A 15284-nucleotide genomic window follows, 5' to 3' on the forward strand; every position below is an offset into this window, starting at 1 on the left:
TATTAGATGCCTGAAACATTATTAATTAATTTAATCGAACATTGCAGTGGAAACTCAAAATTCATCACAGACTAATTTTACATTTCAGAAAACTGTTGCCATTGTAGGAATCGCTCTTTTTATCGGAAAATTAATTGCGTGGCATCTTACCAATTCTGATGCGGTATTTTCCGACGCTATGGAAAGTATCGTGAATATTATAGCGGGTTTCATGGGACTTTATTCTCTCTATCTCGCCGCAAAACCTAAAGATATTGATCATCCATACGGCCATGGAAAAGTTGAATTCGTTACTTCCGGAATTGAAGGTGCTCTTATCATCTTTGCCGGAGTGATCATCATCATTCAGGCGGTAGATTCACTTCTCCACGGCAATATCCCGAAAAAACTTGATTGGGGAATGCTCATCATTGCGGCTACGGCAGCCGTTAATTATCTGATGGGCTATATTTCGGTTAAAAAGGGAATCCAGCAAAATTCGTTAGTTCTGCAAAGTTCGGGGAAACATCTTCAAAGCGATACGATTACAACTTTGGGCGTGGTGATAAGTTTGGTTCTTGTGTATTTTACCAAGATTTACTGGATCGATGCTGTTGTAGCGCTGATATTCGGCGGTTATATCATCTTCATCGGTTACAAAATCATCAGAAAAGCTTTGAGCGGAATCATGGATGAGGCTGATCAGGACATGCTGGCCAGACTGGCAAAAATCATGAATGACAACAGGAAACGGGAATGGATCGACATTCATAATACCCGAATTCAACAGCACGGTAGCGGGCTTCATATCGATGCACATTTAACATTGCCGTGGTATTTTGAGTTGAGAAAAGCTCATGAAGAAATGGAAGAAACCTATAAATTAATTGCAGAAAACTCCAACCGTGCGATTGAATTCAATTTCCATTTGGATGACTGCAAGACCTTTTCGTGCGAAATCTGCCAGCTTTCCGAATGTAAGGTTCGTCAGAGACCTTTTGTGAAGAAAATTGAGTGGGACGAAAACAATATTTCGCAGGTCGGTAAACACGACGTGAATACCTAATTCCTCGCCTTCTTCAACAGCTGTTTTCTGTAATAAAATAAAGGAATAATGAGCAGTAGAGTTAAAGGCTGAATCACGAATCTCCTCATGTAGAACGAGAAAAGATAGCCGATTTCGAATTTTGTATGAATGCAGTAAAGGTAAATCGGAAAAGTAATCGCAAAAACCAGCAGCATTAAAACAACCGCCTGCATCGTCCATTCTTTATTTTTGAATACCAAATGAACAACAAATGCCGACAGGATTAAATTAAGGGAAAACCTGAAAATATAATTAATAATCAGTTTCGCCCACGCAAAATCAGGAAACTGTGCATTTTTATCTGCTGTCTGAAAATAATTCAGAAAAGGATCATAGAAAAGAGATTCCTCTACCATTCTCACTCCAATTAATCCAAAAATTCCGAGAATGACGAGTAAAATACTAAGAAGTCTCATGTTCAGTATCTTTTAGCGCAAAAAACTTAATCCAAATCAGCCAGAGTAACACAACGCTGCCGTAAATAATCGCAGGGAACAGATAATCGTGCCCAATTTTTGAATATTGCGGCCATTCAACCAAAAGAATATTGAGTCCTGCTATCCTTAAAACATTGATGATGTGAAGAAATATAAATCCCGATCCCGCAAATAAAAAAGTCCTGATTCCCTGATAAAAAGCGAAAATGAAAGCGAGAAAAAGGACCATCACCGAAATCGCGTTACAGCCTTCTACCATGCGCGAAACATATCTGCCGCTAACGTAAAACCAATCCGTTTCCTGCTCGGGTTTTCCTGGCACGATCTGAGTGTGATAACCAAAAAAATTCTGTACAAACGCTGCCTGATCCGCAACCCATTCCGAGACCGGATCCAGACCTGAATTTTTGAACTGGTTCAGGTAAAACTGGTAAGCCAAAACCATCACCACATACAGAATGACGAAGCGAAGCAGGATTTTCAGAACAGGCTTGAAATCATTGAACATATTGCAAATATAATCTTTTCAAAAATTCTAAATTCCTATATTTGTAAAAGTATGAGTATGGAAAACGCAAAACTCTTTTTCGAAGAATTTATTGGGGAAAAATCGCAGGTCTTTTATTCATTAGCCCAAAGCGGTTCTGCAAGAAAGAATTTCGTGGGTTCCACACCAAATCATCAATACATCATCACCGAAAACGAAAATATTGCCGAAAACGAGAGTTTTTTCTATTTCTCTGAAGTTTTTTCTGAACTTAATCTCAATACGCCCAAAATTTTTAAAATTTCTGAAGACCGAAAAATTTACATTCAGGAATTTTTAGGAAAAAATACACTCTCGGAAATTATTGAAAAGGAAGGTTTGAACGAAAGAACGAAATCTTTAGTGAAACAAACCATCGGAAAATTATTTCAGCTTCAAACCCAAACAGTCAATACAATCGATTATTCTAAAACTTTCGAGTATGAAATTTATGATGAATTACCGGTGACCAACGATCTGTTCTATTTCAAAAGTTTTATTGCGGATGTACTCGAGATTGCGTACCACAAAGCTGCTTTGCTGAAAGAATTTAAAAAGTTTACTTCAGAAATCGAGAACTGTGGTTCCACAGGCCTAATGATCCGGGATTTTCAGGCAAGGAACATTATGGTGGATGATCAGGGTGATGTTTTCTTCATCGATTACCAGTCGGCAATGAAAGGTCCTCTGATGTACGATGTGATTTCGTTTCTTTACCAGGCTAAAGCTAATTTTCCTGATGATTTCAGAGAAGAAATTCTCGGTTATTATTTTTCACTGTGGAATGATGAACATATCGTGAAACAACTCAAAAGTTCATTAAAACCTATTCAGCTGATCCGTTTTATGCAGGTTTTAGGGGCCTACGGATTCCGCGGACTTATCCAGAGAAAACAGCATTTTATATCCAGCATCGACAAAGGAATTGAAAATCTGGAACAGCTGGCGAATTCCTGGGACGGAATGCAACAGTATCCGGAAATGAAAAAATTAATCAAAACGCTGAAATCAAATTCAGTTAAGGATAAAATCGAATCAATAATCAGAAACCATTAAGAAATTTAACGGTTCAAATAAACAACATGATGAGTCTTAAGATCGATATACACAGTTTTTCGTACAAAAAAGGAGGAATACCCAAAGATGAAACCGGAAACGGGGGCGGATTTGCGTTCGACTGCCGCGGAATTTTAAATCCAGGAAGAATTGAAGAATATAAAGCACAGACTGGCTGCGATATAGGTGTGCAGGAATTTCTGGAAACAAAAACGGAAATGCCAAAGTTCCTGGAGCTGGTAAAAAACATCGTATCCATCAATATCGATAATTATCTTGGGAGAAATTTCGAGCATCTTCAGATTAATTTTGGATGCACGGGCGGACAGCACCGATCGGTATATTGTGCTGAAAAAACTGCAGCATTCATCCGTGAAAAATATCCGCAGGCTACAGTCACCATTCAACATGATGAGCAGCCACAACTGAATAATCACTAGAAAAATGAAGGCACTCATCTTCGCAGCAGGCAAAGGGACCCGGCTGAAACCGTTTACAGACCATCACCCGAAAGCTTTGGCAAAGGTTAACGGCATACCTCTGTTGGAAAGAAATATCAAATATTTACAAAGTTATGGGATTAATGATTTTGTAATCAATGTGCACCATTTTGGGAATCAGATCATTGAATTTCTGAAAGTCAACCAGAATTTTGGTGCCCATATCGAAATATCAGATGAAAAAGATCAGCTCTTGGAAACTGGAGGCGGCTTGGTTTTTGCAAGAAAATTTCTGGATTTTGGCGATGACTTCTTAATTCTTAATGCAGACATTCTCACCGACTTAAACATCACAGAATTCGTAAAATACCATCAGGAAAAGAAAGATTTTGCTACTTTAGCGGTTTCCGACAGAAAAAGCTCCCGAAAACTTCTTTTCAATCCTGAAATGATTTTGCGCGGTTGGGTAAATGTAGAAACGGGTGAACAACGGCTGGCAGAATTCAACAAAGGATTCAAACCATTGGCTTTTAGCGGAATACACTGTATCAATCCGAGAATTTTTGATAAAATTAAGCGTACCGGAAAATTTTCTATTATGGAAGAATATCTGGATTTGATGCATACAGAAACAATACATGGTTACGAGCATCAGGCTAAACTCATAGATGTAGGAAGGCCGGAATCTGTTCTGGAAGCAGAGCACCATTTTAAATAAGACGAAGATGAGCAAAATAAAGAGGGGAAAAGGGACAACTCGTGCTGCGGCAGGAACTGAATTTGAAATTGATCAGAAAATTCAGCGTTCTTTTACAGAAAAAACCTGGGACGAAACCATAACCAAAGACAGTTGGATGGTCTTCAAAATAATGGCCGAATTCGTAGACGGTTATGAAAGGCTTGCCAAAATTGGTCCATGTGTTTCTATTTTCGGTTCGGCCAGGCTACAGCCGGGGAGCGAATATTATGAACTTGCGGTTGATATTGCTGAGAAAATTACAGAAATCGGTTTCGGTGTTATCACCGGAGGTGGCCCCGGAATTATGGAAGCCGGTAATAAAGGTGCCAATAAAGGCGGCGGAAAATCCATCGGTCTGAATATTGAACTTCCTTTCGAGCAGCATTTCAACCCTTTCATTGATAAGGGTTACAGTATGGATTTCGATTACTTCTTTGTAAGAAAAGTGATGTTTGTAAAATATTCTCAGGGATTCATTGTGATGCCGGGAGGTTTCGGTACTTTAGATGAACTTCTGGAAGCGATGACATTGATCCAGACCAATAAAATAGGGAAGTTCCCGATTGTATTGGTGGGTTCTAAATATTGGAAAGGTCTGTTGGATTGGTTTAAAGATACTTTACTGGAAAACGGAATGATTTCTGAGGCGGATCTGAGCCTGTACCGGGTGGTTGACACTGCCGATGATGCCGTGGCCCATATTAAAGCATTTTACGATAAATACACCGTAAACGTGAACTTTTAATTGGCATTATATTTGAGAATATACTGAAACAAGTTATACAGATGAAAAATTATTTATATATTATCGGAATCTTTGCTATGATGGTGATAACAAGTTTTGCGGAAGCAGATTTTTATTCCTCGATGACAAAGGTAGATTATGTGGAAGGAAGCAAGACCCTGAAGTTTACAACGAAAATGAATACTCAACATATCTCTGACGCAGTTAAAATAAACCCCAATACAGCAGGTTTTGAAGCAGAAGTTAAAAAATATGTGAACAACAATTTCGATTTATTTGTGAATGGCAGTGCAAAGACGCTTACTTTCACAGGGAGCCAGGTTAACGGTGAATCCGTCTGGGTTTATTTCGAAGCTGGCGGTGTGAGTGAGGTTAACACGTTAAGGATTAAAAATACCATTATGCTCAGCACTTTTCCACGACAGATTAATTTGGTTAATATCGCTTACAAAGGCAACCAAAAAACCATGAATTTCCAAAGAGGAAAAGAAGTGAATGAAGTAAGTTTTTAAGTGAATAAACTTAAACATTAAATAAATAGCTGTCTCTAATTAGAGGCAGCTTTATTATTTAATCCTATTTATTTGTAGGTCTCTTCTATAGCCTGAGATTAGAAATCATGCTGTCTTTATAAGCATATTTTAAAGCTGAATTAGGTAGCGAATGAATTTATCTCTGGAAAGGTTACCTTTCTGTATGAAATCAAAAAAAGGCCGCATTTCTGCGGCCTTTTTATTAATCTTATTACGAATTATTTAGAACCCTTCACAGCAAAGTTATCAACTTCCCAAGTAGTAGATGCTCCTACTACAGAAGTATATTTAAATGCCACAACAACTTCTTTGTTAAGGAAATCTTTCAGATTTACTCTTCCTGAACCTACAAAACCTGCAAAGGCATTAAGGTCAGTATCAAGTGTTGGATTCATTTTAACCCAAGTTGTGGTTGCAACGTTTCCTGTATAGTTATCGGTTACATAAACTTCTAACGGGTTACCGTTGAAACGTGCATCGGTTTCGAAGGAGAAGAACGCCTCTTTTTGACCTGCCAGAGAAATCTTTTTAGAAATCAGCCAGTCTTCGTTTACCTGTCTGTTACCATCCATAAGCGCACTCGGTCTTGGGTTTCCGAAAGTGGCAAGTCCCCAAGCCTGAGCTCCGCTTACACTCACGGCAGTCCAATTCTCTAAACTGTCGAAACCATCCTGATAGATTGCATCGTACACTGGAGGAACAGTACCATCGCATCTAGGATTATCAAGATCAGCATGTACCTGTTTCGGAATCCAAAGCTGATAAACTCCTACATTCTGAGGATTAACGAAATAACTTAAAATCGCATATACATCACCTTTACCGCCGTCAACTTCAGCACCCGCAAATGATGCGAAATTGCTGGTTCTAAGCGTAATTTTATTTCCTGCGCAGTCTTCCAAAGTTCTGTTGGTTACTCCACCAGAAGCATACGGTTTTCCTACATCACCATCGATAAACTGAAGATCTTTAATTTTAATCCATCTTCCGACATCAGCTGTTGTTAGCTGTGTGATAGTTCTTTCGGTGGCTACAACTGGTGTTGCAGGCAGGTTTGAATCGAAGAAATATTTGTAAACATCAGTCTCTACAATTCTTCCTACATTACCGTTGAAAGGCTGGCCTAATTGTAATTCACCGGATATGTCACCAATTGAAAGACCGTTGAGTTTAACGTAGACTTCTTTACCAACTCTAAATCTCGCATCCTGATACAGGTTGCTCTTATCAATATTAATACGGATACCTCCCGTTGCATCTTCAACATAAATATATTTGAAAAGGTTTCCGGACTCGTCATTTGCTGTTACTTTAGCCTTAAGAAGGAAGTTGCCGTTGATTGCGGTAAGCGCTCCATTGAAAAGTTGTTTCACTTCAGCTACTGTTTTAGCAGTATAAGCCGAAGGATCAATTACACATGGATTTGTGGCAATACCGTCGAGTCTAGGAAAGTTTTTCATATCGGCCAAATCACTGGCCTTGTTGATATACATTTGGTAAGTAGAGTTGAACTTACTGAAAATTCCGACAAAATCGCCGTTACCCGCAGGAATAAGCTGGTTGGCAAATGCCGCAAAACCACTGTTTCTTACCACTGCAGTATTAGTGTAGCTATTGGCAGAAGTATTCCAGCCCTGACCGATTGGTCGGTCTACCGTAACACCATCTGGCGCATAAGTTGAACAAAGAACTCTGTTTGTAAATTCTGCATCTTCAACTTTAATCAAAGCTCCAAGCAATGCCTGGTTTGCAGCCATTTCAGAAATCTTAAGTACTTTCGGTACAATCTCTTCTCTTACAGAACATGATCTGAAAATTCTCTGAGGAACTAATTTTTCCGGAATTCTGGAAACAGCATCTACGCCCTGTGCAACAGAATTGGCATCCTCAACACCTAACTGTACCAAACCTCCGTAAGTACCGAGTGCAAGGCCTTTCAGTTCGATATAAATTTTTGATCCCTGCGGGAACTTCGTGTAAGTACTCACTGCATCTACACTGATAACGAATCCCTGAGTAGGGTTGACCGGAGAATCCTGAATATAGATGGTCTTGTAGATATTTCCCGATTCATCAGTGGAAGATACATATCCTTCCATTACTTCATTCGAGTCTTCAGGGAAAACATAACGCATATTGGTATGCAAAGCCTTCACCTGAGCAATGGTAAGTGTTGCCGAAAGGTCTTTGCACTGGTAATCCTGCAGCACAGGATCATCGTACTTATCATCGTGCACACACGCCGTAAGCAGGAGCGATGCAAAAGCGATGAAGAAAATCTTAATAAATGAACTGTATTTTTTCATTGGATGTTTTATTAGTAATTAAAATCTTAAATAAACGTTTGCAAAAAACGTAGTTCCTCTGTCGTACCAAAGTTTTGGACCGAAATAAGGCTTTTCTCTCTGTGATTCTGCGAAAGCTTCCGGGAAGTTAACTGCCCTGCCCTGCTCGAAACCGCCGGTAACATAATCTCTGTTATTCAGAATATTGTTTACACTTAAGCTAACGCCCATTCTGTAATCACCGAACACGAACGTTTTACCCGCATTTGCGTTCAGCATAAACTGATCATCAAACTTTTTCTGTGCTGTAATCATTGCGATCGCTTCTGGTGTTGCTCCAGGATAGTTGTCTCCTGTACGAGGATCTGTATACATTGCTGTAGTTTTGTTCAGCGCTGAGAAATCCAGATACTGGTCCTGCAGATAATTGGCTGTAGCACCTATCCACCAGAAATTTGTCGAGTTGTAACGCAATCCTAAAGAGTAAGCTTTCTGCGGCGTACCGGCAATTTTATAATCTTTGATGTTAGCAGTTCCCCACTCTCTGATTCCAAAATCATCATCAAAAGTTGTAACTGTAGGATTATTGGTAATTTTATAATCACCATAACTTGCAACAGCGGTAGCATTTAAGGTCGTTGTAATTTTTACATCTGCACCTAATTCAAAACCTTGATAGGATTTGTCAATACCGCTCAGCACCTCCGCAACCAATGCGTTACCCTGATCCACTGCTTCGCTGGAAATATCTGCATAATATCTGGAAATTTCTGTAGCATTTTTAATAGTGGTAGAGTATGCACTTAATCTAAGTTTAAGAATCTGGCCTCTTAGGATATAGTTTAAGTCATTTGAATTGATGATCTGGTTTTCAACATTCGGTGTAATCATATTGGTAACACGCGGGCTGATGAAAATTTCGTTTAACGTAGGTGCCAGACTGAAAAACGTTCCGTTATACACGATAAAGTTTCTACCGTCAACCTTATAAAGCACTCTTCCTTTTAGACCCGCATCGATAGAGTTGAAAACTTCGCTCTTTCCTTTGCTGTCAGCATATTGGTGATGTCTGAATTTACCGTCTCTTTGCGAATCAGCATAAGAGGTAAAAGCCGAAGCTGTTACATTCCATTTTGGTAAATCTATCTCTGTGGAAGCGTTTAACGTGTACTGATTTCTTAATAAATCGTAAGAATACTGAGTTCGGTCTCCTACAAGAATTTTAGCATTAGGATTATCCAAATCGTAAGGCTGATCGTTTCCGAAAGCATTCAGATTGTTTGCATATAAAGCTCCTAAAAGATCTTTCATCTCTCTGAAGTTATCAGATTTTAAATTCTGATAGTTAAAGTTGATGTTCAGTTTCCAGTTTTCATCAAGCTTTGTATCAAAGTGCGACGCAAAGTTGATGGTTTTATCTTTATTTACATCTTCTACAATACTGTACACTGCGCCCTTCTCATTACCTGCCATATCATAACGGTTAAGGTAGTTAGCTTGGTAAAGGCTCATCCAGTCGATTTGTGAATTAGCTTTAAATTCCTCTTCAGTGAAAATACCGTAGCTTGGAAGTTTTCTATAATAAGTAGGATTAGGATCTGCTGCGTGGAACCAGTCTAAACGGCTTCTCCCGTCTCTACCTTCCTGATAGGAAATAGTGTTGTTCCAGTTGCTGTTTTTACCGATCTTCAAATAATCAGTAAGCATAAACATCGGTTCAAATACTTTTCTGATTCTTGAATTTCTTTTCTCACCATCTTGCCATCCCCAGTACGCATTATAATCTTTACCCATCAGGTCATAAGCTTCCTGAGTGTTCGGTGAATTGTTTGCTCTGTAAGTTGGCGCTCCAAAAGCCGTTAAGTTAATTGCGTGTCTGCTGCTGAACTGCTTTTCAATAGCACCGAAATATGCGTAAGAATCCTGATAAGTTCCGTCAATAACACCTTCATCAGCCCATCTTCGGCTTCCGGAGAATGTAAATGCCCAACCGTTTTTAGACAAACCGCTGGAGTAAGTCGCCATAGCACGGTGGAAATAGCTTCTGTTTGTAAATGAGTAAGCAAGAGAAGTCTGTTTTCTGTAGCTGGAAGCTCTTGTATTATAATATACAACCCCACCAAGATTACCGAAGGCATATTCGGAAGGGGTAATATTATCTACAGATTCAAATGGGTAACGGGTAACGTCGTTTAATCCTCCCCAGTTGCTGAAATCTACTTTCCCGTCATCATTTTTCGACATTGATACACCGTTGAAAAGTACATCTTCGAAACGGTTCTCAACCCCTCTCGGACGGAACCAGTATGCACCAAGTTCGAATGCAGTTATACTTTGGAAAACATCTCGACCCGAGCTCAGAAGCCCTACTGTAGGCTGCATAGAAGATCCTCCCTCATCATTATCGGCGGCGGAATCATCGATTACCATCACCCCTGCGTTTGCAAATGGAGCTGGCATTAGACTGATTACACCTAAATCTCTTCTTTTTTCGTCTGCAGATACCGTAAACTCAATAATCTTTGTTTCAAAATTCTGCTTTGAAACATTGATCTGGTACTGCCCAGGCTGTAGATCAACAAACTGAAAATAACCAATTTTATCGGCTTTCACATCATCAGTAGACTGTACAAGATCAATCTCTGCGCTCTCAACTGGTTTGCCCTCCTGGTCTTTCACGTACGCATAAACCGTAGTCTGTGCGAAATAGAAGGATGCCGGAAGCAACGTAAACAATGAGATTAAGGATAACTTTTTAATCATAACTAATTATTTAATTCCCTTATGATAGTATATTTTTAAGGGGCAACAAATTTAAACTTAATTTTTATTAAGTTAAAGATATTTAACACTTTATTCTTATAAGAAGGATGATTTATCATTTAAATCCCTAAAATAGAATGCATGACACTAATCAGGTTACTTCGCAAAAAGAATACTGTTAGTTTAAGTGCTTGCTTCCGAAATTATTAGTAATTTTACCCACTTAAAATTTTTATGTATTTCTAATGAAAAAAATTTTTATTACAATCGCGCTGTTTTCAATGGGTCTTGTTTTTTCCCAGAAAGTTCAGGTACAGCGGGCAGCCATTGCATTTTATAACGTAGAAAACCTTTGGGACACCGTTCCTTCTGCAGATTATATTGATGGTACCAAAGACTTTAAAAACCCGGCTTTCCACCGAAGTGTACCAATCGACTCTTTACAATACCTTGAAACAACCGAAGTTTATAAAGGAGAATGGAGTAATGAACTGCTGGTAGGTAAAAAAGTCGTAAGGAATCAAATTCTTGCCGATGACTTTACTGCAAACAGCGGAAAAAACTGGAACGCAGAAAAGTATAACCAGAAAATGGCCAACGTGAGCAAAGTCCTTTCCGAACTCGGAAGACAGTACACGAACGATAATCCGGCGGTAATTGGTTTGGTAGAGGTAGAAAACCGGCAGGTGATTGAAGATCTCATTAAGCAACCTGCACTTGCAAAAAGCAATTACGGAATCATTCATCACAATTCCTATGATGCGCGTGGTGTAGATGTTGGATTAATCTACCAAAAAGGAAGATTTGTGGTAACCGACCATTACGAAAAAGAAATCAAAACCTTCAATGATGACGGCTACCGAAGCTATACCCGTGGAGTTTTAGTCGTAAAAGGTTTATTGGATGGTGAAAAATACGCATTCTTCGTGAATCACTGGCCCTCTAGAAGCGGTGGCGAAGCGCGCTCTTATCCGAGAAGAGCAGCGGCTGCAACAGTGCTTAAAACTGAGATGGACAGGTTAAGAGCCGAAGATCCTTCAATTAAATTAGTGGCAATGGGCGATTTTAATGATGATCCGGTAAGCCCAAGTATTAGAAAAGTTTTAGGAGCTGTAGGAGAACCTACCCAACTTAGTGACCAATCGCCGTATTATAACCTGATGAACAAAATGTACAAATCAGGTGTAGCAACATTGGGTTACCGGGACGCTCCGAATCTTTTTGATCAGATGATTGCGTCAAAAAATTTACATTCTACAGAAAAACTTTCAACGGGGTATTCTCTTTTTAAAACAGAGGTTTACGCCCCGGCTTACCTGAAAAACAGTGAAGGACAATGGAAAGGCTATCCGCTGAGATCTTGGGACGGCGACCGCTTCACTAACGGATACAGCGATCACTTCCCTGTATTCACAGTACTACAGCGGGAACACAAATCCAAATAAGTTTTTTTAAATATAGATAAAACCGTAGTTGCTGACTTCGGTTTTATTTTTTCCTACCTTTATATCAAAATAAAAGGATGAAAAAACTTATATATCTAATACTGGCGTTTAGTATATTCGCCTGCGTACCTCAGAATAAGCCTCAGGACAGTTCCGCAAACCCAGAAATTTCGCCTTCGAAGAATGATGACGGCGAGTGGGATCTTCAGGTCATCGATACGCAATATGATTATTTCCTGAATGCGGTTGCTAAACCCATGAGCATGTATTCTGAAAGCTATCTGAAAACAAGAAATACATTTCTCGTGAACGAATGGAACTCGTATTATTATTCAGGAAAATACAGGAACGTAATTGAATCTTCTATTGATTACGATCCTGAGGAAAATTATGGACTGAAATTCGAGTATAAACTGTATCAGGTTTTTGCGTATGTTCAGTGGAAATACGGTCTTCGCATGTCGGGATTGAGCGGTGCAGATATCCGTTAATAAATAAAAATAAGGTTCAGAAATTTCTAAACCTTATTTATTTTAATAATATGAATACTACTTGTTGAATTTTTCTTCCACTTTATCCCAGTTTATCACCTCGAAGAACGAAGTAACATAATCTGGCCTTCTGTTCTGGTAGTTCAGGTAATAAGCGTGCTCCCAAACATCAAGTCCCAACACCGGCGTGCCCTGACAATCGGAAACCGGCATCAAAGGATTGTCCTGATTTGGTGTAGAGCAAACCGCTGCAGAACCGTCTTCTTTCTTACAAAGCCAAGCCCAGCCAGAACCGAATCTCGTTTTCGCAGCCTCAGAAAAATCTGTCTTGAATTTTTCGAAACCGCCGTACGCTTCAATCGCAGCTTTTACATTTCCTACAGGTTCTTTGCTACCGCCTGGAGTTAAAATCTCCCAGAAAAGCGTATGGTTATAATGTCCGCCGCCGTTATTTCTAACTGCAGGTTTATCGGTTCCTGTTTTGCAGATTTCTTCGATGGTTTTTCCTTCCAGTTCAGTTCCTGCAATGGCTTTGTTTAAGTTATCGATGTATGCCTGATGGTGTTTCGTGTGGTGAATTTCCATTGTTCTTGCATCAATGGTCGGTTCAAGCGCGTCGTACGCATAGCCCAATTGTGGTAATTCGAATGCCATAATTTTTTAAATTTAAAAGTTAATACCCAAATTTAGTCATAATGTGGGGCAGGTCCAAACCAAGTACATTACTTTAATAAATCTTTAACATCGGCGGAAACAAAAAAACCGCCCTTTTCGGAGCGGTTTCTATTCTGTGAGTAATAATAAATTACCTGTTCATACTCATCAGAAACTCCTCGTTGTTTAAAGTTCCTTTGATGCTTTTGTTTACAAATTCCATGGCTTCTACTGGATTCATGTCTGCAAGATACTTTCTTAAAATCCACATTCTCTGCTGTGTAGTTTCATCTAGAAGAAGATCATCTCTTCTCGTACTTGATGATACCAAATCAATCGCAGGATAAATTCGTTTGTTGGCAATTTTTCTGTCGAGCTGAAGTTCCATATTTCCGGTTCCTTTGAATTCTTCGAAAATAACTTCATCCATTTTAGAACCTGTATCGATTAATGCTGTTGCAATGATGGTTAAAGAACCGCCGCCTTCAATATTTCTTGCCGCACCGAAGAATCTTTTCGGTTTGTGAAGTGCATTGGCATCAACACCTCCGGAAAGAATTTTTCCTGAAGCTGGAGTTACCGTATTGTAAGCTCTTGCCAAACGCGTAATTGAATCCAGTAAAATCACTACATCATGACCGCATTCTACCATTCTTTGTGCTTTTGAAAGTACAAGATTGGCGACTTTTACGTGTTTATCAGCAGGTTCATCAAAAGTTGAGGCAATTACTTCTGCATTTACGCTTCTTTCCATATCAGTCACCTCTTCCGGTCTTTCATCGATGAGCAAAATCATCATATAAGCTTCTGGGTGGTTTTCGGAAATGGAATTTGCAATGTCTTTAAGCAACATCGTTTTACCCGTTTTAGGCTGGGCAACAATCATTGCACGCTGCCCTTTTCCTATCGGAGTGAAGAGATCAACAATTCTTGTAGAAAGTGTAGAGTTTTTCCCTGTTAAATTGAATTTTTCTTCAGGGAACAACGGCGTAAGGAATTCGAATGCAACGCGGTCTTTAATGAATTCTAAATCCCGGCCGTTAACTTCTGTTGGTTTCAGTAAGGAGAAATATTTTTCGCCTTCTTTTGGCAAACGGACAATTCCCCGAACGGTATCGCCTGTTTTCAATGCATAATTCCTGATCTGATTGGTTGAAACATACACATCATCCGGTGAAGAAATGTAGGAGAAATCTGAGGAACGGAGGAATCCGTAGTTATCCGGAAGAATCTCGAGAACACCCTCAATCGTTACTAATCCATCGAAATTAAAGTCTTTCTTAGAGTTTTCTTCCTGATTTTCAGAATTTTGCTGATTGCGGTTCTGATTTGGATTTTGATTTGGGTTTTTGTTCTGATTCTTCTGATTCGGGTGCTGGGGCCTGTTTTGATTTGGATTTTTATTTCCGTTTCCATTGCCATTTCCGTTCTGATTAGGGTTCTGGTTTGGATTCTGGTTTGGATTCTGATTCTGGCTCGGATTTTGATTTTTAGCCTGCTCAGCTTTTGCTTCAGTTTCTACCGCAGCCTCTGCAACTACAGTTTCAGTTGCAGCCTCCTCTTTCGGAGCGGCAACACGCTGTCTTTTTTTCTTTTGCTGATTGCGGTTGTTTTCGGAATCTTTATTGGCTTCAACTGGCGTTGATTCTTGAATTTCAGAAGGTTTTTCCTGCGGAGTCTCAGCAGGTGTTTCTGCTTTTTCAAACGGAATTTCTACGGAAACTTCAGCGGGTTTCTCCACTTTCTTTTTGGCGGCTGGTTTCTTTGCAACCGGTTTTTTAGGTGCAGGAGCTGGTTTTTCTTCTGTATTCATAGTAGTTTCAGTGGCGTTGAAGTAATCTTTTGCAATTTTGGTATTTGAAGCCTGAAAATCAAGGATTGCAAAGATTTTATCATTATCCGTGCTGTTTTTAGCAAGTTTAACGCCTAAATCTTTCGTGATTTTAGTCAACTCCGATTCGGATTTTGACCGTAACGTTTCAATGTTGAACATAAATTGTTATGTGAAAAAGTATGTTATAAGTAAGTGTAAGTAAGAAAGTTAAGTCGGGCGACTTTCTTTATAAGGTCATTTGTACGGCAAATCTACGTTAATTTTTTATTT

At 39.3% G+C, this 15284-nt stretch carries 14 protein-coding genes; 8 read left to right on the forward strand and 6 right to left on the reverse strand.

Annotated features, from left to right (window positions below; translation table 11 throughout):
• The first annotated feature begins 40 nt into the window (after positions 1 to 40).
• A complete protein-coding gene (locus tag KTV93_RS05930; protein ID WP_425256099.1) occupies positions 41 to 1045 on the forward strand; it encodes a cation diffusion facilitator family transporter in 1005 nt (334 codons plus the stop codon).
• Here KTV93_RS05930 and KTV93_RS05935 read toward each other — a convergent pair.
• Both KTV93_RS05935 and xrtF read right to left on the reverse strand, forming a co-directional pair.
• The gene (locus KTV93_RS05935) at positions 1042 to 1482 is read right to left on the reverse strand and encodes an exosortase F system-associated membrane protein (RefSeq protein WP_218250382.1); all 441 of its coding nucleotides are present in this window, start codon (positions 1480 to 1482) and stop codon (positions 1042 to 1044) included. The genes KTV93_RS05930 and KTV93_RS05935 overlap by 4 nt on opposite strands.
• Positions 1469 to 2011: an exosortase family protein XrtF gene (xrtF, locus tag KTV93_RS05940; protein WP_218250383.1), complete on the reverse strand. Its 543-nt coding sequence runs from the start codon at positions 2009 to 2011 to the stop codon at positions 1469 to 1471. Before xrtF ends, KTV93_RS05935 begins: the two co-directional genes overlap by 14 nt.
• Before the next feature lie 51 nt (positions 2012 to 2062).
• Here xrtF and KTV93_RS05945 point away from each other — a divergent pair, with 51 nt between their 5' ends.
• From KTV93_RS05945 to KTV93_RS05965, 5 genes are read left to right on the forward strand one after another with little or no spacing between them, the layout of a single operon-like run.
• Positions 2063 to 3085, forward strand: coding sequence for a phosphotransferase (locus tag KTV93_RS05945; RefSeq protein ID WP_218250384.1), 1023 nt, complete (start codon positions 2063 to 2065; stop codon positions 3083 to 3085).
• Positions 3086 to 3111: 26 nt separating this feature from the next.
• Complete coding sequence (locus tag KTV93_RS05950; protein ID WP_218250385.1) at positions 3112 to 3525, forward strand: RapZ C-terminal domain-containing protein; 414 nt, start codon at positions 3112 to 3114, stop codon at positions 3523 to 3525.
• Positions 3526 to 3529: 4 nt separating this feature from the next.
• Positions 3530 to 4243 carry a nucleotidyltransferase family protein gene (locus tag KTV93_RS05955; protein ID WP_218250386.1) on the forward strand — a complete coding sequence of 238 codons (714 nt, stop codon included), beginning with the start codon at positions 3530 to 3532 and terminating at the stop codon, positions 4241 to 4243.
• A 7-nt stretch (positions 4244 to 4250) separates the two neighbouring features.
• Positions 4251 to 5009, forward strand: a complete 759-nt coding sequence (locus KTV93_RS05960; RefSeq protein WP_218250387.1) for an LOG family protein — start codon at positions 4251 to 4253, stop codon at positions 5007 to 5009.
• Between the two features lie 41 nt (positions 5010 to 5050).
• Entirely contained in the window at positions 5051 to 5521 is a 471-nt protein-coding gene (locus KTV93_RS05965; protein ID WP_218250388.1) for a DUF6702 family protein, read from the forward strand.
• Between the two features lie 239 nt (positions 5522 to 5760).
• Here KTV93_RS05965 and KTV93_RS05970 read toward each other — a convergent pair whose 3' ends face one another.
• Complete coding sequence (locus KTV93_RS05970) at positions 5761 to 7848, reverse strand: DUF5689 domain-containing protein (RefSeq protein ID WP_218250389.1); 2088 nt, start codon at positions 7846 to 7848, stop codon at positions 5761 to 5763.
• A gap of 18 nt (positions 7849 to 7866) precedes the next feature.
• A complete protein-coding gene (locus KTV93_RS05975; protein ID WP_218250390.1) occupies positions 7867 to 10590 on the reverse strand; it encodes a TonB-dependent receptor in 2724 nt (907 codons plus the stop codon).
• A gap of 245 nt (positions 10591 to 10835) precedes the next feature.
• On the opposite strand from KTV93_RS05975, the gene KTV93_RS05980 reads away from it, so the two are divergent.
• Positions 10836 to 12035: an endonuclease/exonuclease/phosphatase family protein gene (locus KTV93_RS05980; RefSeq protein WP_218250391.1), complete on the forward strand. Its 1200-nt coding sequence runs from the start codon at positions 10836 to 10838 to the stop codon at positions 12033 to 12035.
• 77 nt (positions 12036 to 12112) lie between these two features.
• The gene (locus KTV93_RS05985; protein WP_218250392.1) at positions 12113 to 12526 is read left to right on the forward strand and encodes a DUF6146 family protein; all 414 of its coding nucleotides are present in this window, start codon (positions 12113 to 12115) and stop codon (positions 12524 to 12526) included.
• A gap of 57 nt (positions 12527 to 12583) precedes the next feature.
• Here the strand turns inward: KTV93_RS05985 and KTV93_RS05990 are convergent, their stop codons facing one another.
• Both KTV93_RS05990 and rho read right to left on the reverse strand, forming a co-directional pair.
• Positions 12584 to 13180 carry a superoxide dismutase gene (locus KTV93_RS05990; protein WP_218250393.1) on the reverse strand — a complete coding sequence of 199 codons (597 nt, stop codon included), beginning with the start codon at positions 13178 to 13180 and terminating at the stop codon, positions 12584 to 12586.
• Positions 13181 to 13331: 151 nt separating this feature from the next.
• On the reverse strand, positions 13332 to 15173 hold the full coding sequence (rho, locus tag KTV93_RS05995) for a transcription termination factor Rho (RefSeq protein ID WP_218250394.1): 1842 nt from the start codon (positions 15171 to 15173) through the stop codon (positions 13332 to 13334).
• Between the last annotated feature and the right edge of the window lie 111 nt (positions 15174 to 15284).

Source organism: Kaistella faecalis, from assembly GCF_019195395.1.
Taxonomy (GTDB): Bacteria; Bacteroidota; Bacteroidia; order Flavobacteriales; family Weeksellaceae; genus Kaistella; species Kaistella faecalis.

Coding starts and splice junctions, on each gene's coding strand:
- KTV93_RS05935 (WP_218250382.1), bottom strand. CDS start 1,482: ATGAGACTTCTTAGTATTTTACTCGTCATTCTCGGAATTTTTGGATTA.
- xrtF (WP_218250383.1), bottom strand. CDS start 2,011: ATGTTCAATGATTTCAAGCCTGTTCTGAAAATCCTGCTTCGCTTCGTC.
- KTV93_RS05945 (WP_218250384.1), top strand. CDS start 2,063: ATGAGTATGGAAAACGCAAAACTCTTTTTCGAAGAATTTATTGGGGAA.
- KTV93_RS05950 (WP_218250385.1), top strand. CDS start 3,112: ATGATGAGTCTTAAGATCGATATACACAGTTTTTCGTACAAAAAAGGA.
- KTV93_RS05955 (WP_218250386.1), top strand. CDS start 3,530: ATGAAGGCACTCATCTTCGCAGCAGGCAAAGGGACCCGGCTGAAACCG.
- KTV93_RS05960 (WP_218250387.1), top strand. CDS start 4,251: ATGAGCAAAATAAAGAGGGGAAAAGGGACAACTCGTGCTGCGGCAGGA.
- KTV93_RS05965 (WP_218250388.1), top strand. CDS start 5,051: ATGAAAAATTATTTATATATTATCGGAATCTTTGCTATGATGGTGATA.
- KTV93_RS05970 (WP_218250389.1), bottom strand. CDS start 7,848: ATGAAAAAATACAGTTCATTTATTAAGATTTTCTTCATCGCTTTTGCA.
- KTV93_RS05975 (WP_218250390.1), bottom strand. CDS start 10,590: ATGATTAAAAAGTTATCCTTAATCTCATTGTTTACGTTGCTTCCGGCA.
- KTV93_RS05980 (WP_218250391.1), top strand. CDS start 10,836: ATGAAAAAAATTTTTATTACAATCGCGCTGTTTTCAATGGGTCTTGTT.
- KTV93_RS05985 (WP_218250392.1), top strand. CDS start 12,113: ATGAAAAAACTTATATATCTAATACTGGCGTTTAGTATATTCGCCTGC.
- KTV93_RS05990 (WP_218250393.1), bottom strand. CDS start 13,180: ATGGCATTCGAATTACCACAATTGGGCTATGCGTACGACGCGCTTGAA.
- rho (WP_218250394.1), bottom strand. CDS start 15,173: ATGTTCAACATTGAAACGTTACGGTCAAAATCCGAATCGGAGTTGACT.